This is a genomic window from Candidatus Corynebacterium faecigallinarum, from assembly GCF_052264515.1.
Taxonomy (GTDB): domain Bacteria; phylum Actinomycetota; class Actinomycetes; order Mycobacteriales; family Mycobacteriaceae; genus Corynebacterium; species Corynebacterium faecigallinarum.
This window is the reverse complement of the sequence record NZ_JBQQOC010000012.1, coordinates 76812-97281: the sequence shown is the minus strand read 5'-3', so window position 1 is coordinate 97281 and position 20470 is coordinate 76812. Positions and strand designations below refer to the sequence as shown.

Below are 20470 nucleotides of genomic sequence, written 5' to 3'. Positions count from 1 at the left end.
GTCGCCCCAGTCAACCCGGCCGAACAGGGGCAGTGAGCACGACACCATGCTGATAGACACACTGCAGACCTTCGCCCTGCTGTTAGGCGAGCTGCTGGCGTTGTTCATCATCGTCTCGACAGCCGTCGCACTGATCAACCGACGCTTCGGCCCGGAGAAGATGCGCGACTGGATGTCCAGCGGTATTGTCCCGGGACCGGTCAAAGGCCTGCTGTAGGGGCCGTGACACCGTTTTGTTCCTGCTCGACACTGCCCATGCTCGTCGGGATGCTCAACGCCGGAGTCGGCTTCCAGACCTCGAAGACATACCTGATCTCCTCACCGCTGCTCAACCCGATCATCGTCGGCGGGATCGGAATCATCGTCGGCTGGAAGATCGCAATCATCTACACGGTGTTCACCCTGGTGGTCTCCCTGCTCGCGCCGATGATCTGGACGATGCTGGGCATGCAGTCCGCGGTGAAACGCGTCCGCGTGCAGGGTGAGGCCACCGCGGAGCCATGGAAAGGCCTGGCCGGTGAACTCCCCGGGGCGCTACGGCGGGCCTGGGCTGATCTGCGCCCATTGCTGATCCCCAAGCTGTTGGGTGTGGCCGTGGGCGCGGCGATCTACGGGTTCGTGCCCGAAGACCAGCTCACCGGCTTCGCCGGAGCGAACATCTGGTGGGCCGTGCCCCTGGCAGCGGTCATCGGCATCCCGATGTACATCCGGCTGGAGACAATGCTGCCGGTCGGTTTGGCACTGCAATCCGCCGGTGTGGCGATCGGCCCGATCTTCGCCCTGATGATCGGCGGGGCGGGTGCCTCGCCACCGGAGGTGTCGATGCTGGCAGCGGTGTTCAAACCCCGGCTGTTGATCACCTTCGTGGCCACCATCCTTACCGTGGCGATCATCGGCGGCTACCTGATCTCCCTGACCAGCTAGAACTGCCCGGGGAGCACGCCCAGGTACCCCTCAACCAATCAATCACTCACGACAATGAAGGGAGTCCACCATGGCTTTCAAGGACCTGTTCACCAAGAAGAACACCGCCAACAATCCCGCCAGCTCGTGCTGCAACATCGAAATCGTTCCCGATGATCAGCCCGAGCAGCCGGATGCCCAGCCCCAGGCAGGGGATGAACGTAACGCCAGTCAGGAGCCGTAGAACCTGGAGTTCCCTCCGATCACGCTCCGGCAGCAGGCCCGGCACGAAACCTCCTGCGCTTGTCGTGGCCTTCGGACCTCAGCGGCGCAATCTGGCACCGAGGGGCGAAACTACCTCAAGTTGCAAGGCACCCGCCTGCGCAGAATTGGACACACTCCTCCGTCTGAAGATTACGGAAGTCTCACAATAGGTGAGAAGGAGCGGCGCGGCTGTTCACCGCACATCTGACGTTACCGCTGTTCAGTAGTCTCAGAATGGCTGAGAAACGTCTCACTTCGAGTGAGATCGGTCATGTGCCCGGAATATTCAGCGAGCTGTCCGGCGACTCTGCGTTGGCCCCGAGTGAGAAAACAAGAACACTTCGTAGATTCGTTCACGTGGCCGCCACACAGACGGCCTTCCTCAACCGAAAGGAGTCCACCAACATGGACATCAACGGCCTCATCGAGCCTTTCCAGCAGTTCGCCGATCACCTCCAGGGATTCCCGGAGCAGGCACAGCCGGCCGCCGAGCAGCCTGCACAGGGCACTGAGGGTCTCGAGTCCCAGCAGCCGGCAACGGACGGCGCAGAGAACGCTCCGGGTTCCGCCCCCGAGGCACCGCAGGGTGAGGCTCCCCCCGAGGTGCCACAGGGTGAGGCACCGGCCGACGCCCCGCAGGCCGAGGCTCCCGCCGATGCTCCTGGCGAGGCCCCCGCCTCGGAGAACGGCGAGAATGCTGCTTCTGCCGAGTCCCTCCTGGACTCCATCTCCAGCAGCCTGTGATCAGCAGGTGATCCAGTACCGGACCGTCACTCTCCGTGAGCTCACGTGATAACGGATCTGAGTGACCGCAGCAACACGACAACCGTGGCCCCGATGACGATCGGGACCACGGTTTAGTCGTGTCTGGGGTCCCCTGCGGGCAATTCTCTACTCGGCGGAGGCGGCGACCTTTTTCAATCCCCTACCTGCGACGACGGCAGTCGCCCCTACCCCGGCGGCGAGGCCCGAGAGGCCGAAAGAGAGAACAGAAGTCAGCAGGGACGAGCGCACGTTCGCCGCCATCAGAGCCACCTCACGTGCAGGATCATCCATCGGCAACTCAGCAAAGGGCTTTCCACCGCTCTGCGCCAGGGCGTGCTTGTTGACGATGTCAGCCTGGGCATAGGCGGTGACCGGGTCCCCCACCTTCTTCCCTGCCAGAGACTTCACGTCGTCGTGCACGGTGATGCCTTCAGAAAGCAGCTGCTGGCGGATAGCGAACCAGCTGCTCCCTGCAGCACCTAGGAATGCGAGTCCGAGCGCACTCGTGACACGTCCGGCGTTGCGAGCCTTGCGAAGGTTCTTGTTCTTGGTGGACATGGGTGAAGCCGTTCCTTTCAGGACTTTCTATTCGAGCTCGACCCTGTCCGTTCTACCACCTTTTTGAGCATAATGGTCATGTCAATTACTTTGTGAATCAAATACCACCACAGCGCGGGATTACGGTGCCTCCGTATCTACTCATGGCCGGTAGACGGTCAACGCCCGGTAGTGCGAGACATACTCCAGCTCGGTGACCTCATTCCCGATCTCACCGTCGTAGGCCACCGCGGTGGGGTCACTGAGCACCTCACAGCGGAACTCCGGTCGACGCAGCTCGTGGTACAGCGGGCTGCGTGCCAGGTTGCCGGTGAGCAGCGCTCCAGCGATACGCAACCGTGAGAACCGCCGTCCGGTCTCCAACATCCGGACATCCAGCAGGCCGTCCTCGATGCTGGACCGGTCAACCGGAGCGAACCCTGCCGGACGGTACACCGAGTTGCCGAGGAAGAACAGCGAGGTCGTCAGGGGCTTCCCGTCGTAGCGCAACGTGACGGTGTTCTCCTCCTTCATTATCTGCCAGGTGGCGATGACTGCGGCCACCGTCTTGCCCATCTTGGCCTCGAAACGCTCCCTGACCTCCACGAACCGCGGGTAGACGCCGATACTCGAGGTGTTCAGCAGCGTGGTCTCACCGTTGAGGGTGACCACGTCCACCGTCCCCATCGACCCGGATTTCACCGCGGCGATGGTACGGCCCGTCGTCTCGCACCCGATCTGCTTGGCGAAGTGGTTGAACGTACCACCCGGGAACACCGCCAACGGGATACCTGCTGCCCGCGCAATACCGGCGGCCGTCGCCACGGTACCGTCACCTCCGGCGATGCCGAGAACCTCGGCCCGGCTTGCGGCATCCTCCAGAACCCGCTCGACATCATCGTCCCCCTCCAGGGCGATAATCTCCGCGGCCGGTAGCGCCTTCTCGACATCCTTGAGGACCCTCTCCCCTGTGCCACCACCGGACGCCGGATTGACCACGAGAATCAGCCCCTCACCCTCGGGACGCTTCTCGGTCTGGGCGACCGACGGTTCGACCGTGGTGTCCGACTCCGGCAAAGGCGTTGGGACGAGCCGGGCTCCGATGCGGGAGACAAGCACCCCGATTCCGAAGCCCACCAGGACATCACTGGGATAGTGTGCACCGGTGTAGACCCGGGAAAAGCCCACCAGACCTGCAAGACCACCGAGTGCCGTACCGATCGCCGGTGCCTCCACCGCCACACCGGTGGCGAAGGCCGCGGCACTGGCGGAATGGCCGGACGGGAAGGAACTCGAGCTAGGGTACCGACGAATCCGTCGCGTCACCGGCACCGAATCATGGCCGGGACGTGCACGACGCCACCGACGCTTCGCACCCTGGTTGACCACCAGGCTCGTGACCCCCACACCGACCACTCCCCGGGCCGCCGCCCGCTGCAACCGAGGGTTCCCGGTCAGGGCCATCGCCCCGGCGATTCCCAGCCACAGTCGGGAATAGTTCGCCGCCTGGGTCAACCTCGGCAACACCGCGTCCAGCTTGGGGTTCTCTGCACCGGCGACTGCGTCGAACACATCATGATCCATGCGTCCCAGACCGCTCAACACGCCGTCGACCGCCGAGCCAGCGAACCGTCCGAACATCGGCATCCACTCCATCCACCGTGTGTCATCCACCGCGTTCCAACCACTGTTGAGGTCAGACTACCTTGTGAATCCGCCAAACTCCGTCGAACTCACCCACGTCTGAAGTGGGCCTTCAGTCAAAGCCGACGTTGTTGATATGTCAGAATGTTCATTATGACTCTTCCCCACTCTGACATCGATCCCGACGGTTTCCTCGAGTACTCCGTCGTCTTCACCGATCGTTCCCTCAACCACATGTCGGCCCGTTTCGTCGGCGTGATGCAGGATATCCGCAACATCCTGCTGGAGACCTACAACGCAGAGACCGTCGCTGTGGTCCCCGGCGGCGGAAGCTACGGCATGGAGGCCGTCGCCCGTCAGCTGATCACGGACAAGAAGACCCTCATCGTGCGCAACGGTCTGTTCTCCTTCCGCTGGTCGCAGATCATCGACGCCGGGAAGATCACCGACGACGTCACCGTGCACACCGCACGTCAGACCGGAGAAGAGTCCACCTCGACCTGGGTTCCCGCCCCGATCGACGAGGTCACCGCCTCCATCCGCGCCGAGCGGCCCGAGATCGTCATCGCCCCGCACGTGGAGACCGCTGCGGGTATCCAGCTCACCGACGCCTACCTCACGGCCCTCGGCGAGGCCGCCCACGAGGTCGGGGCCCTGTTCATCCTGGACTGCGTCGCCTCCGGTGCGTCCTGGGTCGACATGAAGGCCATCGGCGTCGACGTGCTGGTCAGTGCCCCGCAGAAGGGCTGGAGCGGCACCCCCTGCGCCGGTTACGTCATGCTCAGCGAGGATGGCCGTGAGGCCGTGGCCAACTCTACTTCCAGCAGCTTCGCCGTGGACCTGAAGAAGTGGTTGTTCATCACCGACTCCTACGCCGAGGGCCAGACCCCCTACCATGCGACCCTGCCGACCGATGGCCTGGCACACAACGCCGAGCTGATGGTCCAGGCCCGCGAGATCGGCCTGGAGAAGCTGCGGGACGCCCAGATCGAACTCGGGACCAAGGTGCGCGACCTGCTGGCAGAGCGTGGCATCCAGCCCATCGCCACCGGCGAGTTCGCCGCCCCGTCCGTGGTCGTGGCCTACACCGACGACCCGGCGGTGAAGTCCGGCGCGAAGTTCAAGGAGGCCGGGATCCAGGTCGCCGGCGGTGTTCCGCTGCAGTGCGGCGAGCCGGCCGACTTCTCCACCTTCCGCCTGGGCCTGTTCGGACTGGACAAGCTGCAGGACGTCGACGGTACCGTCGAGCGTTTCCGGGCCGGCCTGGACAAGCTGGGACTCTGATCCTCGACCGGGGTCACCACTGAGGTGACCCGCAAGGTCAGGCCTTCTCCAGCACCGTGACCGCCGTCGCGTAGGCGCGCTCCAGGGCCTCCGGCTCCCGCAGGATCGTCGAGCAGACCACCGCACCTTCATAGATGCCGTGGATCTCCGTACCCACTTCCTCGTCTCCGGCGAGAGCGGTGAACAAACTGCGCATCCACAGTTTTTCCTCGGCGATGATCCCCGCGGCCACCGGACTGGTATCCCCCACCTCCGCCCATGCGTTGACGAAGGCACAGCCGCGCGGGTTGCCACGGGCCCAGTCGACAGCTGAATCGAACACCACGCGTAGAGACTCCTGTGGTGTTCCTTCGCCGCCGGATTCACCTGGATCCAGCCCGGCGGCGCGCACGTTGCTGAGTACACGGTGCTGCCAACGGTGCGCCCGAACCATCAGGTAGGCGCACACCAGGTTCTCCTTGGAGCCGAAGCGTTGGTACATGGTCCGCTTGGTGGTGTCCGCCTGCTCCACCAGCGCATCGGTACCGGTGGAGTTGATCCCCCGGTGGTAGAAGAGCTCCGCGGCAGCGTCCAGGAGCCGCCACCCCACCGCGGTGGTCTCCGGTAGGGCGACGGGTGCGAGATCAATCATGGGAAGTGCCCTTCATCACAGTACAATGACGGTATACCGACCAATATATTTACCTGGGGGCATGATGTCAGTCCCCCCGTGTTCTTCTCGCCGCCACCTTCGTCCTCTGCTGGAGCTCCGGATTCGTCGGTTCTCTGCTTGCCGGGGACGACGCGGGGCCGGCTGGACTGCTTGCCTGGCGTTATCTGCTGACCGCAGCCCTGCTGGTCCCCGTCGCGGCCGTGGTTCGCAGTAGGCGCCCAGCTCCTCCGTTGACCCGCCGGGACATCGCTCAGCAGATCATCCTCGGCGTCCTGGCCCACGCGATCTTCCCGGGCGCGGTCTCCGGCGCCGCCGCAGCAGGTCTGGACACCGGATTCACTTCACTGGTCTGCGCCCTCCAGCCGTTGCTCATCGCCGCAGCCGGATCGGTGTTCTGGGGTGACCCCTTCACCCCGCGCAACGCGCTGGCGCTGGTCACCGGACTGGCCGCCGTCACGCTGTCGGTGGGTGGCCTGAGTCTGCAGGGTGCTCCCCTGGCCCTACTGCTACCCGTCGCCGCGCTGCTCGGACTGTCCACCGCAACGCTGCTGGAAAGGGCCTGGAAACCCCGGGTGTCCCTGCTAGACAGCCTGACCATCCAGGTGTGCACCGGTGCAGCGTGTTTCACTGCCGCGGCAGCGGCCACCGGTGGACTCGGTATCACCCTCACCGCGAGCACCGTGGGCGCACTGGTGTGGCTGGTACTGATGTCGGGCATCGGCGGCTACGCGAGCTTCACCGCCTCCCTTCGGATACTCGGTGCGACCCCGACAAGCATGCTTCTCTTCCTCACCCCGCCGGTGACCAGCCTGTGGGCGTGGGCGATGACCAGCAATCCCCCGTCATTGGTCCAGGTGTGTGGGATGGTGCTGGGCTGTGTGTCCGTCGCCGTCTTCGCCGGTATCGGATCCCGGACTACGCCATCAGGTGAACAAGCCAGTTCTTCTTCTCACCGTTCATCTGTGAGTTGATCAGGGCGATTTTCCGGGGCTCACCGCCGAGACCGCCGTCGTCGCGCCCACGAAGAGTCACGATGATCTCGTCATCCTGCCACTTCTCCACACGGTAGGTGCCGTCGTCCCAGATGTCGACTGTCCCCGCACCAGGCTCCCCGTCGCCGATGCTGCCCTCAAAGTCGCGGTACGCCAACGGGTGGTCCTCGGTCTGGATCGCCAGGCGGTCCTTTCCGGAGTCGGTGGGCATTCCCTTGGGAACCGCCCAGGACGCCAGGGCACCCGCGTGTTCCAGACGGAGGTCCCAGTGCAAGGTGGTCGCATCGTGTTCGTGGATCACGAACGACGGTCCACCGTCAGCACCACTGCTGTCGAGCAGAACGTCCATCGGATCACCCCGGGTGAGCACCCGCTCCATCACCTGGCGGTAGCCCAGCTGGCGGACATCGGAATCGATCTCCTCCCAGTCACGCGGGGCAGCCACCGTGGGATTCGCCCGTCCACGCAGGGAATATGGCGCACAGCTGGATTTCACCCCGTCATTCTGACTCCAGTCGACCAGCACCCGCCCGACCCTCTTCTGCTTGTCCATCTCCGAGACCACCTTGTCCGGATGTTCCTCGGCGAGTTCATCGGCGATCTGGTGCACCTTGTCGAGCACGACCGAGGCACGGTGGTCACCGGACAGACCTGCGTACACGTGAATCCCGGAGCCTCCCGTGGTCACTGGTACGGACACCAACCCCATCCCGTCGAGCTTGTCCTTGACAAAGTGGGCGACCTCAGCGCACTCAGGTAGTCCGGCCCCGTCACCAGGGTCCAGGTCGAAGATCATCCGGTCCGGGTTGTGCTGTCCCCCGCGCGGACCGTAACGCCATTGGGGTGTGTGGATCTCCAGGGTGTCCAACTGTGTCAGCCACACCATGGTCGCCGTGTCGTTGACCAGCGGGTAGGTCACCCTACGGGCCTGGTGTTCGAAGTCCCTTCTGGCCACCCAGTCGGGAGTGCCCGCCTGTCGCAGGTTGCGCTCGAAGAAGGCGCCGGATTCCCCTCCCACCCCGTCGACCCAACGTTTCCGGGTGGCAGGACGGTCATGGGCATGCGCGGTCAGCCAGGGCGCGACGCTGAGCGCATAGTCCGCGAGATTCTTCTTGGTGGTACCCGTGGCCGGGTACATCACCTTGCCCGGGTGGGTGAAGCGGATGTCGCGGCCGGCGACATCCACGCTGTCTGTGCCAGCCATGCCCCCAGTCTGCCACGGCGGCACGACACAGTTCCATCCTCTCCATCCTCGACAAACTGGCTCTCCGGATGGAGGGTGGAGATATGTTGTTTGCATTTTCCATCGCCCCAGCCACCACCGATGAGCCGGATGGTTCAATGTCCCACACCGTGGCCGCAGCGGTGAAGGTGATCCGTGAGTCCGGCCTGCCGCATGAGACCACCTCGATGTACACCACCGTCGAAGGCGAGTGGGACGAAGTGATGCCCGTGATCAAACGTGCCTGCGAGGCTGTCGCAGAATACTCGCCACGGGTGTCGCTGGTACTGAAGGCAGATCTGCGTCCCGGTCATACCGGGGAAATCAGCGGCAAGCTCGAGCGGCTGGAACAGGCCCTCGACGTTTAGCCTGATGCCGTGTCGGGCGGGTTCTAACTCACTGCGACGCCGTCACCCACGATGGCGGCGGCGTTGCGCTCGCTGAAGTACTCGGCGGCACGCACCGGCTCATAGTGTGCTCCCCCGCCCACCGGCGGGGCCAGCGGCTCGACGATCTGGTCCATGTCCGGCTCGCAGAAGCAGATGATGCTGACCAGTTCCTCGGTCGGTGCGTCCGGGCTGGGGGCGAGCACCCGGTGCCTGGTGGAGCGCCACCGGTCGCCGGTCCACCGGGTGAGCAGATCCGCGATGTTGATCGTCAGGGCACCCTCGACGTACGGGGCGTCCTGCCACTGACCGTCGATGGTCTCCACCTGCAGGCCACCGTAACCGGGTTGCCGGTCGAGAATGGTCACCAGGCCCCAGTCGGTGTGCGGGGCAATCCGGTACTGCCCCTCCCGTGCCCGCCCGACCACACTGAGTGCCGGGTAGCGGTTGATGTTGAAGGTGTTCGGCGAGTTCGCCGCCCGCTTCACGAAGTAGTTCTCGTCGAGCCCCAGCGCTGTCGCCAGCATCTCCAGCAGGTCGTTGTAGAGGGCGCGGGCACCGTCGATCCACGCCAGGACCAGGCCCTTGAGCTCCGGAGCCTCCTCCGGGTAGACGTTCGGGGTGAAGAACTCCTGGTCGATCTCCGCGTCCCCGGTGGTGTGCTCACGGCCGAAGGTCAGGGTCTCCTTGAGGTCGGCGGTCTCCGGGTTGACCTCCTCACCGTAGTAGGCGTTGGCTTCGTCTCCGGTGCGGATCCATCCTCGACCACCGACGATGGTGCGGTAGTTCTCTTTCACCTCGTCCGGCAGGCGGAAGAACTCCGCCGAGACTTCCCGCAACTTCGCCGAGAGACCCTCGTCGATGCCGTGGCCGGTGACCATGAAGAACCCGGAGTTCTTCATCGCCTGGTCAAGCCGGTCCGCCAGCTCAGCTCGCTGGTCGGCGGTGCCGTTGCGCCACACTGCGACGTCGATGAGCGGGATATCAGGGGTCGTGAACATGGAGGTTATCCTACCCATGTTGCCCCCCAGGTCCAGCCCCCTGTCCCCCCGTTACACCTCGGTGCCCCCCTGCCGTCACCTCGGTCAAGGCGAAAAGGGAGGTCATCGCACCCGTGCAGACTCGATCCGGGTCGGCGAGAGGTAGGCGGTGGTGGCGGTGCACAGGATCGCCGCGAGGGTGAGGATGGTGTTCCAGTCACCGTCGAGCAGTCCGCCGGAGAGCACGTAGATCACGATGGCCGCCAAGGTCAGGGCCATGATCGCCATGCCGAAGAGGTTCTCGTTGCCGGTGCCGACCACCGGGATGTACAGCAGGCCAGCCAACACGCCGACGATACCGGCGATCGCGCCGTAGACCACCGCGTTGCCCGGTCCCTGTGCCGCCCAGCCGGTGATTGCCGAGACGATGAGGTCGACAACCACCAGGATGGCGAAGGAGATCACCGCGCACAGCACGCCCAGGATGACCAGGTTGATGATGACCTTCTTGGTGTCGAACCGGCCGGCCAGCAGGTGCGGTTGCTCAGCCTGCTGGTTCGGGGGCCGATTCTGGGGCTGGCCCTGCTGTGGAGCCTGGTTGGGCTGCCGCTGCTGGTACTGCGCCCCGTACTGCTGCTGGCTGTATTGGCGGGTCGGCTCGTTCTGGCCGTAGCCGCGGTTGGGGTCAGGACGGTAGGGCTGCTGGTTACTCATGGGGCCGATTGTTCCACGCTGGTCACATCCGCACCAGCAACTCGCCGTGCGGCATGACGAAAACTGCGGACAGATCCGCCGCCCACTGCTGCCATCCCCGGCAGATCGCCGCGACGTCAGCCTCAGCAATACCGGTCTCACCAGCCTCACAAGCCGCCGCGTCCCGGGTCCGCTTGATCCAGCTGTCCGCCAACCAGCCGGGACGCCCTGCGTGCCCGGTGCCGTCGGCGCGTCCGGCACTGTAGAACCAGGTGGACGTCCCGGCGCTGATCTGACCGGGAAGGAAACCAGCATCCAGGGCCCAGCGCACCAGGTGACGTCCAGCGTCCGGTTCCCCGCCGTTGCCGCGTGCCCGGGCCCGGTAGTTGTCCCGCCAGCGGAGCATTCCCTCGGTCTCCGGGTGGAAGTGCATGCCGGCGTAGTCGGCGTCGCGGACCGCCACCACCCCGCCCGGGGCGCAGACCCTGGCGAACTCGCGTAGCGCGGCCACCGGATCGGCCAGGTGTTGGAGCACCTGGTGGGCGAGGACAATGTCGAAGGAACTGTCGGCGAACGGCAGGGCGTAGGCGTCCCCGGTCTGGAAACCAGCCTCCACTCCCCTCCTCGCAGCCAACTGCCGGGCTGCGTCCAACGGCGCCTCCGTGTTTTCCACCCCGGTGACCTGGGACGCCGCCCCACCGAGCCCGGCGACCCGGGCGGCGAGATCCACGGTGATCGAGCCCGGCCCGCAACCGACGTCCAGCACCCGGGAATCCCGGTGCAGGTGCGGCAGGACGAAGCCCACGGAGTCTTCGGCGGTCCGTGTGGCGTGGTTGTCCAGCACTGCCTCGCCGTGGCCGTGGGTGTAGCGGGAACCGGTCATGTCGCCGACATTACTCTGGGACAGTCACCCCAGGTGAACGGCTCACCGGTTCTGGTGATGCCACACCGCCGCCTGCATCCGGGAGGTGGCGCCGAGTTTGGTGAAGAGATTGCCGAGGTGGGTCTTCACCGTGGCCTCCCCGATGAACAGTGTCGCGGCAATGGATCGGTTGGAGTGGCCGTCGGCGACCAGCGCGAGTACCTCCTCCTCGCGGTCGGTGAGGTGGATGCTCTCATCGGCCGGGGTGTCCTGTCGTGATTGCGCTGCGCCTTTTTCCCGTTCGGCGCGCTGCCGCAGTGCCGTGATCACCGCTGTCGTCGTCTCATTCGACAGGGCAGCCTCCCCCTGGGATACCGAACGCACGGCGGCGATGATGTTCGCCGGACGCTCCGTCTTCACGAGGTAGCCGTCCGCCCCGGCGGCGATCGCATCGAGGACGTAGTCATCGAGACCGAATGCGGAGATCGCCAACACCCTGATCCCTGCTACGCACAGCTGCGGGGTGATCTCGATGCCGGTGGCTCCGGGCATGCGGACATCGGTGAGTACCACGTCCGGCCGGGTCGCGGCGGCGACCTCGAGTGCCGATGGGCCGTCCGCCGCCTCCCCGACCACGCTGATGTCCGGTGCGGACTCCAGCAGGGTCACGATCCCGGAACGGAAGGCGTCGTGGTCGTCGGCGACCACCACACGAATAGATGAGCTGGGCATCAGGCACCGTCCTTGACAGTCGGGGGCAGGGGAACCAGGGGAAGCCGGGCAGTGACCGCCCAGGTCTTCGCACCGGTGCCCGCATCGGTCTTCCCGGGGGTCGGGCCGGCCTGCACCGTGCCACCCACCGCTGCGGCCCGGTTGGTCATGGTGCGCAGGCCGAGAGTCGGGGCTGCTGGTGCCGCCGCGGCCGCTGAATGCCGCACTGACTGCTGGTCTGCGTCCGCTGGTGTCGTAGCCAGTGCATTGACACAGACCATGACCAACTCCCCGTCCTGGACCATGACCTGCAGTGTCCGGGGGTTCTGGCCGTGACGGTTGGCATTCGTCACCGCTTCGGCAGCGATGTGCAGCATCGTCGTCCGGACGCCGGCGGGGACTGAATCCACGTCGTCGGCGATGGTCACTGTGGCGTCCTCGCCCAGTCGCCGCCGCAGGATCTCCCAGCTCAGCGTGGTCTGTGCACTGCCACCGCCGGTGACGGCGTGAGCCAGCATGTCGATGACCGAGCGTAGGTCACGCAGTGCGGCCTCCGCACTTCCCCGGGCGGTCTCCAGGGATCGTTCCCGGGCCACCTCATCGTCGAGGTCGGCGGCAAGACTGGTGTGGAGGGAAACAGCCGACAGATGCCCGGCGACGACATCGTGCAGGTCGTGGGCGATGCGCAGGCGGTCCGCCTCAACCTCCCGGGCAGCCCGCTCCCCGGCGAGCTCATGCTCCATGGCCGCCAGGTTCTCCGCGGTCTCCTGCGCAAGCCGGTGGTGACGCACCTCCCACGCCCAGGCCAACGGGGTGAAGATGACGACCACGATGATCATCACCGCGAACACCACCGCCGTGGTCCACGGCATTGCCGTGACGGCGGCGGCGAAGAACACCGCGCCGAGCATCACCGCGACCACCAGGCCCACGATGGTGGTCGCCCGCGCGAGCCTCCTGCTACCCCGGGCCACCGGCGCCCACAGCGCCTCGACCATCAAGACATAGGCGCTGGTCTGCGTGCCCCAGAGGACCTCCGCCAGTGCCACCGGCACCACCACGACGAGCAGCAACCAGGGCCGGCAGGTCCGGAACACGGTGAACGCGGCACCGGTGAGCATCAGCACCAGGGAGGCCCACCCGGACCAGAGTGGCCCTCCGATGACGAGAAGTCCCAGCAGCGGTTCATCCTCGATGCCGGCGAGGAACAGCACCAGGGCCGCCACGACGTAGATCGCCGCGGCGCGGGTGTCCCGCCCGGTGATCTTCCCGGTGATCCGTGGCACCGGTGTTGAGGTTGTCGCAGGCTTCATACCTGCAACGCTAGCAAGACCGAACCCGCCGGAATCTCCGCCGAAAGGGGGAGGTTCACGGGCGGCACGGTGCCGCATCATGGATTTATGGACACCATCCCTGATCAACTCAGTTACCTCGTGCTGGCGGTGCTCGCCCTCGTCGACTCCACGAGCATCGGCACCCTGGTTGTCCCGGTGCTTCTGTTGGTGACCGCCGGTGCCTCGATGAGCGCGGGTCGCATCGCCGTGCGTACCCTGTACTACTTGCTGGTCATCGGCCTGTTCTACTTTGCTCTGGGCCTCGCCCTTGTCGCAGGTGCAATGCCCTTGTTCGAGCGTTTCGGTGACGCCCTGGTGTCCACGCCCGCGCTGGCGGTGTACGTCGCCATCGGTGTCGGTCTGGTCGTCTGGTCGTTCTACGTGGACCCGAAGGCGATCCGGAAACGCGGCGGCGACCCGGAGGAGAGCGGTCGCCGGTGGATCACCCGGGCACGGGATGCTGCCGGCAGTTTCCGGGCACTGACCGGGCTGGCGCTGCTGGCCGGGGTGATCGAGGCCGCGTCTATGGTCCCCTACCTCGCGGCTATCGGCATCATCGTCGACAGTGGCGCAGGCATCGGACGCGCCGCGGTGATCCTGGTGGCCTACTGCACGGTGATGTCCCTGCCGGGCATCGTCCTGGCGCTGGCCCGTGGTCTCGTCGGGTCCCGGCTGGACGGACTGCTCACCCGGGTACAGTACTGGAGCATCCGCAATGCCGCCGGTGCGCTCTCCTGGACGATCGGGATCGTCGGGGCGATCGTGGTGCTCTACAGTGCCCCGGAACTGCTGCAGAACCTGGGGATCGCCGACTGACTCGGCGCTACGATGGCGGCATGAACAGTCGCCCTGACTCATTGAGACATTGGGAGTACTTCCTTGCCGTCGTGGAAGAGGGCGGAATGACAGCTGCCGCCGACCGTCTCGGTGTCACCCAGCCCCCGGTGTCGCAGGCGATCAAGAAGCTCGAGTCCCATGTCGGAACTCCGCTCATCGAGCGCAGTTCCTCCGGGGTGACCCCCACGGCGGCAGGGCGCCACCTCCTCCCTCAGGTTCGTGTCCTCGTCAGGGATGCCGCCGCACTCACGGCGGCATCGTCCCGGCTCTCCGCGGCGTCGGATTCCCTGAGTGTCGGCATCGTCTCCTCGATGCCACCGGGCATCAGCCACGGGCTGATGGAGCGACTGCATGACCGGCACACCACGCAAGTGAGGATCGGAACGTCCGACGAACTGGTGGAGGCCGTGGACACGATGGGACTGGACGTAGCGGTCATCGAGGACCCCTGCCCCACCGGCGATCTTCTCCGCGGCCAGCTGCACGACGCTTCCCGGGTCGTCGCCGGACTGGCGACGAAGCCGCCCCGGTGGTCCGTCCTGTCGAAGGACCCCGAGGCGGTACTTCTCGACAACACCCGCTCGGCCAGCCCGGCAGCGGCGGATCGACTCGAGGATGCCTTGTTCTCCCTGGGACTCACCCTGCGCACCGAACAGTGGCGGTCGCTGACCGAATTGTCGGCCCGTTTGGCGAACCCGGCAGCCATCGCCCTGGTTCCCACCGAACTCAGTGGACTCTGGCCGTCGGTCCGCGCACCAGCTGCACTGTCACAGCGACTGCGTTGTGTGGTGCACCCCGACCGCAGCACCCTCGACGACGGCAGCGACATCCGGGCAATGGTGGACCGACACCTCCGCAGCGCCGTACAGCGGTCGACGGGAGATCTGCCATGACCGTCCTTCTCGAGCACACGCGGGACCGGATACGCTCCGAGTTCACCACCGCCGGATGTGATGGCTGGGTCTGGGCGCAGCTCACCGGGAAGCCTTCCACGGGTCGCGGACTCGGTGGGACCCACACCGTCCCCACCGCCTCCATGTACAAGATGCACCTTCTGGGTGCTGCATGCCGGGGCATTGACGAGGGACGTGTCGACCCGATGTCACGGGTCAGCGTCGCGCCCCAGGACGGTCCACGCGGTGGGGTCGGCTTCGGGTGGTACACCGACGGGATCGAGTTGAGCGTCCGGGACCTGATGCGCCAGATGGTCATGGTCTCCGACAATGTCGCAGCCCGTCGGCTCTACCGCCTTCTCGACGAGGTTGCCCCTGGCGTCGTCGACCGGTTCATCAACGACCTCGGACTCACCGCGACGACGGTGGCAGGGTCAACAGCCGTTATCTCCGGTCACACGGTCGCAGGACGCCCCGGCAGCGCCGAGCAGGACGCCGTCCTGCACGTCAGAGATCACCCCGGTGCGGACACGGACCCCGTGGCCTTCCACTCGACGAGCACGGCGAAGGAACTGTGTGCCGTCATCGACTGGTTCTGGTGCGATTCCCCGCCTGTCGGGTCCGCGCGAATGCTCGGCAGGCAGATCCTGGGGCAGCAGGCCTGGCAGCACCGTATCCCCTCAGGGTTTCCCGCGTCGGGAGTCAGTTTCCACGGAAAGACCGGCACCATCGGTGCTTTCCGGGGCGAGACGTCCGTGGTCAGCGTGGACAATGAGCCACCGGTCACGGTGTGCGTCATGACCAGGTCGGCCCGGACCGGAGGCAACCTCCCGACCGTCGACGGCACCATCGGCAAGGTCGCGAGAATCATGGTTGACGAGCTCCGAAGTGCCTTGTGAGCAGTGGCTATTCGTAGGTCGACTGACCGGAATACGGTGTCGTTCGTTGCATACGCGCGGTAGTGCGGGTGTACTTCCGGACATGAAGAACACCGGCCCCGGCTCCACCTGCTCCACCGCTTCAACTGCGTCAGCTGCGTCGCCCCGTTCCGTCGCAGCGGCGGTGGTGGTTACGCTGAGCTCCACAGGACTACTGCTCGGCGCGTGTTCGGCGCCCTGGTCGTCCTCACCCACCGATGAGTTCATCGAGGCGGTGAACAACGCCGACTGGGCGACTGCGGCGTCCCACACCGATAACCCGGAAGCCGCCAAGGCCTACTTTGACGACCTCGACGTGAACACCGGGGAAACCACCTTCACCCTCGAAACCGGAAACGGCGACGGTGACGGCAGCGACGGGGAGGACGGTACCGCGACGACGGTGACCTGGACCGTCCCCTCCGGCGACGAGGTCACCTCAGACGGCACCCTGGTCACCGGCGACGACGATGCCGTGACCTGGGACCCTGCGATTCTGTCCACGGAGCTGACACCGGAGACCTCGGTCACCTACTCCGATGACCGGACCTACGGTCTGCCGGTCCTGGACCGGCGCAACAACGAGCAACTGACCTGGACCGAAGTCACCGTGTTCACCGCGGCGACGACCCCGGAACTCGACGTACAGGCACAGGCGTCCGCCATCGCCGAGGCGGCCCGGCCGGCGATCCCCGACTTCGATGTCGAGGATGCCGCGGCGCAGATCACCGAGGCCGGTGAGCAAGGCACTGCACTGCTGTCACTGCGCGCCGAGGATGCCGACAAGGTCGGCCAGGCGATGACCGACGTGCCCGGCGTCGATTCCCGCGAGGAAGGACGCCTGCTCCCCGCTCCTGCCACTGCGTCGCCGGTGGACGCGGGCCTGCGCGAGTATTGGGAGCATCGGCTCGACGAGACTGCCGGGTGGAGTCTGGCCACCACCGGTACCGAGAACGGCGACCCGGTCGTGCTCGGCGACAAGGCGCCGGAGGAGTCCGACCCGATCCGTACCACCATGGACCTCGGTGCCCAGGCTGCCGCCCAGCGGGGCGTCGACTCCGAGGACAACGCGGCGTCCTTCGTGGCCATCTCCGCCTCCACCGGAGGCGTCCTCGCCGCCGGTCAGAACGATGCCGCCAATGCACAGGGCACTCCGGCGTTGACCGGCCTGTTCCCCCCGGGGTCGACGTTCAAGACCGTGACCACCTCTGCCGCGTTGGCCCGGGGAACCGTCACCCCGGACGACGAGGTGGAATGCCCGGCCTCGGTCGAAGTCGACGGCCGCGTGATCCCCAATGACAAGGACTTCGACCTGGGGACGGTGCCGATGCACAAGGCCTTCGCCGAGTCCTGCAACACCACCCAGGCGCTGATCTCCCGCGATCTGGAACCGACGGACCTGAAGAACACCGCGGCACAGCTGGGCCTCGGCGTGGACTTCGAGGCACCTGGGATGACCACGGGTACCGGGTCGGTGCCGGAGACCGAACAGGGTGCTGCACGGGTTGAATCGGCGATCGGCCAGGATGAGGTGCTCGCCTCCCCCTTCGGTCTGGCGTTGATGGAGTCATCGGTGGCCAACGGCGGGAGGATGGTGACCCCGACCCTGGTCCAGGGTGAGCAGACCGAGGCCGACCAGTCACCGGAGCCGCTGGACCCGCAGATCGCGGAGTCACTGCGGGCGATGATGCGGGAGACGGTGGAGTCCGGGTCCGCCTCGTCGCTCAGCGACATCGACGGCCTCGGTGGCAAGACCGGCACCGCTGAGGTCGACGGCAACACCGCCCACGGATGGTTCGTCGGGGTGGTCGGCGACATCGCTTTCTGTGCCTTCATCGAGGGTGCCGATTCCTCCGGCCCTGCCGTGGAGATGGCGGGACGTTTCCTGCGTGACGACGACGTCGCGGACCTGTGACCCGAGTTGGAGTCGGTAATGCTCCCCGGTGAAGATCCGCAGTGACGCTGACGGGCAGTGACGCTACCTGCCCGGCGCTACACCTCGCGGGCGAAGAGTTCGCTGAGGTTCGCGTCGACCTGCTCCATGTAGTTCGGGCTGATGTTGAACAGTCCGAGGTGCCCGGCGATGTCGTCGATGACCCGTAGCTCACTACCGGGAATCAGTTCCTGCTCGGCGGCACAGTCGCGGACGGGGAAGAACATGTCCTCGCTGATCGGCATGACGAACGTCGTCGCGGTAACCCGTCCCAACGCGGCGGCGAGATCACCGTCGGCGTGCCGGGAGACGTCCCCGCGCTGCCACTTCCAGGCGTTGTTCAGCAGGGTGTTGGGGTCCATGGACATGAACAGCGGGTCGAGGAAGTCCGCCAGCACGGACTCCTTCGACTCGAAGCCCAGGCCGCGCCAGGCCTCCTGCTTCCAGAACTCGGTGGAGAAGCCCATCGCCGCCCACAGGTGCGACTGGCGACGCAGCCCGTCGGCCACATCGGTGTTGGACGAGTACTCGCCACCGTTGAAGCCGGGGTCTGCCTCGATGGTCTCGTTGAGTGTCTGGGTGTAGATGAAGTCGTGGGGGGTGTTCTTCGCCGTGCCGGCGATCGGGGCGGCGCGCTGCACCTTGTCCGGGAACCGGACGATCCACTCGAAGGTCTGCTGGGCACCCATGGATCCGCCGACGACGGCGAACAGCTTCTCGATGCCGAACTTCTGACGCAGCAGGCGCTCCTGGGCCACGACATCGTCCCCGATGCGCACGTTCGGGAACCTCGACATGGAGATCGACTCGTCCTCGGTGTTCAACGGGGAGACCGACATGCCGTTGCCGATCTGGTTGACGCAGATGATGAAGTACTTCGACGGGTCCAGGGCATGGCCTTCACCGATGTAGTGCTGGAACCAGGTGCCGTGGGTGCCGGAGTACCAGGTCGGGATGAGGATCGCATTGGACTTGTCCTCGTTGAGTTCACCGGCGGTGGCGTAGGCCAGCCAGCAGTCCTGGATCACCCCGCCCTCCTCGAGCTCGAGGGTGCCGATGGACGCGGTCTCGTAGGGGCCCTGCGTCTCTGCGGTGTAGAAGTCATTGGAAATCATCGAGGAATGTGTCCTTCCGTGGAGAATTGGGGGGCACTGTGACGCTTCTCACAGTTACCCGGACGAAAGTACACGACTGCGCAGCGCGTCGCCAGACCCATGGCAGAGTGGAGACATGAACAAACGTCTCCTGACCGCCCTCCCCGCCGCCGCGCTGGCGGTGTCGCTTGCCGCCTGCAGCGATTCCGCCGAGGACGCACCGGAGACACCATCGGCGACCGCCGCGCCCAGTACGGCCGCCTCGGACAGCTCGACGGCGGCACCGGCGGAAACTGCCACGGACGCGCCGGAAGAGAACGGCGGCAGCGACGACCCGGCGGACCCCATGACCATGCCCGGACATCCTGACATCCCGATCGTCCCCGGCACCGAGGACGCCTTCACCGGCTCCTGGCGAGACCCGAACGGCGGCGCGATCATCACCTTCGCCGACGACGGCACCCTGACCGGCACTGACGGCTGCAACAACTTCGAGTCGACCTGGACGCTGGAATCCGGTTCCGGCGGTGCGGGCTCGGCGGCCATCGTGGACCCCTTCCCCGTCACGAAGATGGCCTGTGCAGGCCCGTGGAGCCCCTGGGTGGTCTCGATTCACCAGGTCGACCACGACGGTGACCGCCTCACCGCGACCACACAGGGCGGCACTGGGATCGGCGAGTTGATTCCTGCGGTGTCTGCGTGAACGTCCGCCTGATCGCCACGGACCTGGACCGCACCCTGCTGGACAGCGCTGGTGGTGTCAGCCCTCGCACCCGCGAGGCGTTGGACGCCGCGACCTCCGCCGGTATCCACGTCGTCCCCGCGACCGCCCGCAATCCGGTGGGTCTGCGGCATCTGGAACCGGTGGTCGGCTTCGACGAGTGGGCGCTGTGCAGCAACGGTGCTTTCGGGGTCCACCTCACTACCCGCGAACTGCTTTTTTCTGATGAGGTCCCGGCCGAGGTCATCGCCCGGTTCGTCACCGTGCTCGATGCCGCCGTACCCGGAGTACGCTATGCCGCGGTCCGGGAGGGCGGGGAACGCTTCGTCGCCCAGGACGGTTATGCGGAGCTGTCGACCTTCGCCGACCACAAGCGCGACCCCTCGGCGATGCGGGCCGAGACACTCGAGGTCGTCACCGGAGCGTCCGCACTGAAACTGGTCTTCCGGCATGCCTCGATGCCCAGCCCGGAGCTCTACGAGTTCACCCGTATTCTGGTGGATGCCGGCGAGCTGGACGGACGCCTGTTCGAGATGACTCTGTCCGGCGCCCCGTTCGTGGAGGTCATGGCCGCCGGGGTCTCCAAGGCGACCGGCCTGGCTCAGCTGTGTACCCGGCTGGGTGTCGATCGCTCCGAGGTCCTGGCCTTCGGTGACGGACTCAACGACAAGGAGATGCTCGCCTGGTCCGGACATGGGGTCGCCGTCGCCAATGCCGAGGCCGCGGTGAAGGACGTCGCGGACGAACTCACCACCTCCAATGACGAGGACGGGGTCGCCCGGGTCATCGAGGCCCTGCTCTGAGCACTCTGCCCTCCTGCCTGGTGCGGCAACCGCATCTGCCCCG

Annotated in this window: 21 protein-coding genes and 2 pseudogenes; 13 read left to right on the top strand and 10 right to left on the bottom strand. The window is 66.0% G+C overall.

Features of this window, described 5'->3' with window-relative positions; genetic code table 11:
- From ACTXPP_RS08290 to ACTXPP_RS08275, 4 genes and pseudogenes are all read left to right on the top strand, one after another.
- Window positions 1–217: pseudogene (locus ACTXPP_RS08290) on the top strand (hypothetical protein); the annotation flags it as partial.
- Window positions 218–267: 50 nt separating this feature from the next.
- Window positions 268–924, top strand: a complete 657-nt coding sequence (locus tag ACTXPP_RS08285) for a permease (RefSeq protein ID WP_443341744.1) — start codon at window positions 268–270, stop codon at window positions 922–924.
- Between the two features lie 70 nt (window positions 925–994).
- A complete protein-coding gene (locus ACTXPP_RS08280) occupies window positions 995–1147 on the top strand; it encodes a hypothetical protein (protein WP_301520859.1) in 153 nt (50 codons plus the stop codon).
- Window positions 1148–1524: 377 nt separating this feature from the next.
- Window positions 1525–1911, top strand: a complete 387-nt coding sequence (locus ACTXPP_RS08275; protein ID WP_301497700.1) for a hypothetical protein — start codon at window positions 1525–1527, stop codon at window positions 1909–1911.
- A gap of 147 nt (window positions 1912–2058) precedes the next feature.
- Here ACTXPP_RS08275 and ACTXPP_RS08270 read toward each other — a convergent pair whose 3' ends face one another.
- Together ACTXPP_RS08270 and ACTXPP_RS08265 are read right to left on the bottom strand one after the other, a co-directional pair.
- A complete protein-coding gene (locus ACTXPP_RS08270; RefSeq protein WP_301497703.1) occupies window positions 2059–2490 on the bottom strand; it encodes a hypothetical protein in 432 nt (143 codons plus the stop codon).
- A gap of 141 nt (window positions 2491–2631) precedes the next feature.
- A complete protein-coding gene (locus ACTXPP_RS08265; RefSeq protein WP_443341755.1) occupies window positions 2632–4125 on the bottom strand; it encodes a bifunctional phosphatase PAP2/diacylglycerol kinase family protein in 1494 nt (497 codons plus the stop codon).
- 141 nt (window positions 4126–4266) lie between these two features.
- Here ACTXPP_RS08265 and ACTXPP_RS08260 point away from each other — a divergent pair, with 141 nt between their 5' ends.
- Window positions 4267–5397, top strand: coding sequence for an aminotransferase class V-fold PLP-dependent enzyme (locus ACTXPP_RS08260; RefSeq protein WP_443341742.1), 1131 nt, complete (start codon window positions 4267–4269; stop codon window positions 5395–5397).
- Window positions 5398–5434: 37 nt separating this feature from the next.
- On the opposite strand, the gene ACTXPP_RS08255 is transcribed toward ACTXPP_RS08260, so the two are convergent.
- Window positions 5435–6028, bottom strand: coding sequence for a TetR/AcrR family transcriptional regulator (locus tag ACTXPP_RS08255; protein ID WP_443341740.1), 594 nt, complete (start codon window positions 6026–6028; stop codon window positions 5435–5437).
- Window positions 6029–6120: 92 nt separating this feature from the next.
- On the opposite strand from ACTXPP_RS08255, the pseudogene ACTXPP_RS08250 reads away from it, so the two are divergent.
- A pseudogene (locus tag ACTXPP_RS08250) lies at window positions 6121–7020 on the top strand (DMT family transporter); the annotation flags it as partial.
- On the opposite strand, the gene ligD reads toward ACTXPP_RS08250, so the two are convergent.
- Complete coding sequence (gene ligD / locus ACTXPP_RS08245) at window positions 6965–8245, bottom strand: non-homologous end-joining DNA ligase (protein ID WP_443341738.1); 1281 nt, start codon at window positions 8243–8245, stop codon at window positions 6965–6967. The pseudogene ACTXPP_RS08250 and the gene ligD sit on opposite strands and share 56 nt — an antisense overlap.
- A gap of 83 nt (window positions 8246–8328) precedes the next feature.
- On the opposite strand from ligD, the gene ACTXPP_RS08240 reads away from it, so the two are divergent.
- Complete coding sequence (locus tag ACTXPP_RS08240; protein ID WP_443341736.1) at window positions 8329–8631, top strand: thiamine-binding protein; 303 nt, start codon at window positions 8329–8331, stop codon at window positions 8629–8631.
- Window positions 8632–8654: 23 nt separating this feature from the next.
- Here ACTXPP_RS08240 and ACTXPP_RS08235 read toward each other — a convergent pair whose 3' ends face one another.
- From ACTXPP_RS08235 to ACTXPP_RS08215, 5 genes are all read right to left on the bottom strand, one after another.
- The gene (locus ACTXPP_RS08235; protein ID WP_301525328.1) at window positions 8655–9650 is read right to left on the bottom strand and encodes an isopenicillin N synthase family dioxygenase; all 996 of its coding nucleotides are present in this window, start codon (window positions 9648–9650) and stop codon (window positions 8655–8657) included.
- A gap of 102 nt (window positions 9651–9752) precedes the next feature.
- Window positions 9753–10343: an MFS transporter gene (locus tag ACTXPP_RS08230; RefSeq protein WP_443341734.1), complete on the bottom strand. Its 591-nt coding sequence runs from the start codon at window positions 10341–10343 to the stop codon at window positions 9753–9755.
- A gap of 22 nt (window positions 10344–10365) precedes the next feature.
- Complete coding sequence (locus ACTXPP_RS08225; protein ID WP_443341732.1) at window positions 10366–11205, bottom strand: class I SAM-dependent methyltransferase; 840 nt, start codon at window positions 11203–11205, stop codon at window positions 10366–10368.
- A gap of 42 nt (window positions 11206–11247) precedes the next feature.
- Window positions 11248–11916, bottom strand: coding sequence for a response regulator (locus ACTXPP_RS08220; protein WP_443341731.1), 669 nt, complete (start codon window positions 11914–11916; stop codon window positions 11248–11250).
- Window positions 11916–13208 carry a sensor histidine kinase gene (locus ACTXPP_RS08215; protein WP_301521005.1) on the bottom strand — a complete coding sequence of 431 codons (1293 nt, stop codon included), beginning with the start codon at window positions 13206–13208 and terminating at the stop codon, window positions 11916–11918. The genes ACTXPP_RS08220 and ACTXPP_RS08215 overlap by 1 nt, the downstream gene beginning before the upstream one ends.
- Window positions 13209–13295: 87 nt before the next feature.
- Between ACTXPP_RS08215 and ACTXPP_RS08210 the strand changes: the two genes are divergently transcribed.
- From ACTXPP_RS08210 to ACTXPP_RS08195, 4 genes are all read left to right on the top strand, one after another.
- On the top strand, window positions 13296–14045 hold the full coding sequence (locus tag ACTXPP_RS08210) for a GAP family protein (RefSeq protein ID WP_301496543.1): 750 nt from the start codon (window positions 13296–13298) through the stop codon (window positions 14043–14045).
- A gap of 20 nt (window positions 14046–14065) precedes the next feature.
- Entirely contained in the window at window positions 14066–14959 is an 894-nt protein-coding gene (locus ACTXPP_RS08205) for a LysR family transcriptional regulator (RefSeq protein ID WP_443341730.1), read from the top strand.
- Window positions 14956–15858 carry a serine hydrolase gene (locus tag ACTXPP_RS08200; protein WP_443341728.1) on the top strand — a complete coding sequence of 301 codons (903 nt, stop codon included), beginning with the start codon at window positions 14956–14958 and terminating at the stop codon, window positions 15856–15858. The genes ACTXPP_RS08205 and ACTXPP_RS08200 overlap by 4 nt, the downstream gene beginning before the upstream one ends.
- Before the next feature lie 82 nt (window positions 15859–15940).
- Window positions 15941–17791: a penicillin-binding transpeptidase domain-containing protein gene (locus tag ACTXPP_RS08195; protein ID WP_443341726.1), complete on the top strand. Its 1851-nt coding sequence runs from the start codon at window positions 15941–15943 to the stop codon at window positions 17789–17791.
- Window positions 17792–17868: 77 nt separating this feature from the next.
- Here the strand turns inward: ACTXPP_RS08195 and ACTXPP_RS08190 are convergent, their stop codons facing one another.
- A complete protein-coding gene (locus ACTXPP_RS08190; protein ID WP_443341724.1) occupies window positions 17869–18924 on the bottom strand; it encodes an alpha/beta fold hydrolase in 1056 nt (351 codons plus the stop codon).
- Window positions 18925–19039: 115 nt separating this feature from the next.
- Here ACTXPP_RS08190 and ACTXPP_RS08185 point away from each other — a divergent pair, with 115 nt between their 5' ends.
- Both ACTXPP_RS08185 and ACTXPP_RS08180 read left to right on the top strand, forming a co-directional pair.
- Window positions 19040–19606 carry an META domain-containing protein gene (locus tag ACTXPP_RS08185; RefSeq protein ID WP_443341722.1) on the top strand — a complete coding sequence of 189 codons (567 nt, stop codon included), beginning with the start codon at window positions 19040–19042 and terminating at the stop codon, window positions 19604–19606.
- Window positions 19603–20427 (top strand): Cof-type HAD-IIB family hydrolase, encoded by an 825-nt coding sequence (locus ACTXPP_RS08180; RefSeq protein ID WP_301496532.1) that lies wholly within the window; start codon window positions 19603–19605, stop codon window positions 20425–20427. The genes ACTXPP_RS08185 and ACTXPP_RS08180 overlap by 4 nt, the downstream gene beginning before the upstream one ends.
- Window positions 20428–20470 lie beyond the last annotated feature (43 nt).

Bases quoted from the DNA above. Each gene is read 5' to 3' on its own strand.
- ACTXPP_RS08235 (WP_301525328.1), bottom strand. From the start codon at position 9,650: ATGTTCACGACCCCTGATATCCCGCTCATCGACGTCGCAGTGTGGCGC.
- ACTXPP_RS08215 (WP_301521005.1), bottom strand. From the start codon at position 13,208: ATGAAGCCTGCGACAACCTCAACACCGGTGCCACGGATCACCGGGAAG.
- ACTXPP_RS08280 (WP_301520859.1), top strand. From the start codon at position 995: ATGGCTTTCAAGGACCTGTTCACCAAGAAGAACACCGCCAACAATCCC.
- ACTXPP_RS08230 (WP_443341734.1), bottom strand. From the start codon at position 10,343: ATGAGTAACCAGCAGCCCTACCGTCCTGACCCCAACCGCGGCTACGGC.
- ACTXPP_RS08240 (WP_443341736.1), top strand. From the start codon at position 8,329: ATGTTGTTTGCATTTTCCATCGCCCCAGCCACCACCGATGAGCCGGAT.
- ACTXPP_RS08185 (WP_443341722.1), top strand. From the start codon at position 19,040: ATGAACAAACGTCTCCTGACCGCCCTCCCCGCCGCCGCGCTGGCGGTG.
- ACTXPP_RS08195 (WP_443341726.1), top strand. From the start codon at position 15,941: ATGAAGAACACCGGCCCCGGCTCCACCTGCTCCACCGCTTCAACTGCG.
- ACTXPP_RS08220 (WP_443341731.1), bottom strand. From the start codon at position 11,916: ATGCCCAGCTCATCTATTCGTGTGGTGGTCGCCGACGACCACGACGCC.
- ACTXPP_RS08210 (WP_301496543.1), top strand. From the start codon at position 13,296: ATGGACACCATCCCTGATCAACTCAGTTACCTCGTGCTGGCGGTGCTC.
- ACTXPP_RS08205 (WP_443341730.1), top strand. From the start codon at position 14,066: ATGAACAGTCGCCCTGACTCATTGAGACATTGGGAGTACTTCCTTGCC.
- ACTXPP_RS08270 (WP_301497703.1), bottom strand. From the start codon at position 2,490: ATGTCCACCAAGAACAAGAACCTTCGCAAGGCTCGCAACGCCGGACGT.
- ligD (WP_443341738.1), bottom strand. From the start codon at position 8,245: ATGGCTGGCACAGACAGCGTGGATGTCGCCGGCCGCGACATCCGCTTC.
- ACTXPP_RS08265 (WP_443341755.1), bottom strand. From the start codon at position 4,125: ATGGAGTGGATGCCGATGTTCGGACGGTTCGCTGGCTCGGCGGTCGAC.
- ACTXPP_RS08200 (WP_443341728.1), top strand. From the start codon at position 14,956: ATGACCGTCCTTCTCGAGCACACGCGGGACCGGATACGCTCCGAGTTC.
- ACTXPP_RS08260 (WP_443341742.1), top strand. From the start codon at position 4,267: ATGACTCTTCCCCACTCTGACATCGATCCCGACGGTTTCCTCGAGTAC.
- ACTXPP_RS08190 (WP_443341724.1), bottom strand. From the start codon at position 18,924: ATGATTTCCAATGACTTCTACACCGCAGAGACGCAGGGCCCCTACGAG.
- ACTXPP_RS08225 (WP_443341732.1), bottom strand. From the start codon at position 11,205: ATGACCGGTTCCCGCTACACCCACGGCCACGGCGAGGCAGTGCTGGAC.
- ACTXPP_RS08285 (WP_443341744.1), top strand. From the start codon at position 268: ATGCTCAACGCCGGAGTCGGCTTCCAGACCTCGAAGACATACCTGATC.
- ACTXPP_RS08255 (WP_443341740.1), bottom strand. From the start codon at position 6,028: ATGATTGATCTCGCACCCGTCGCCCTACCGGAGACCACCGCGGTGGGG.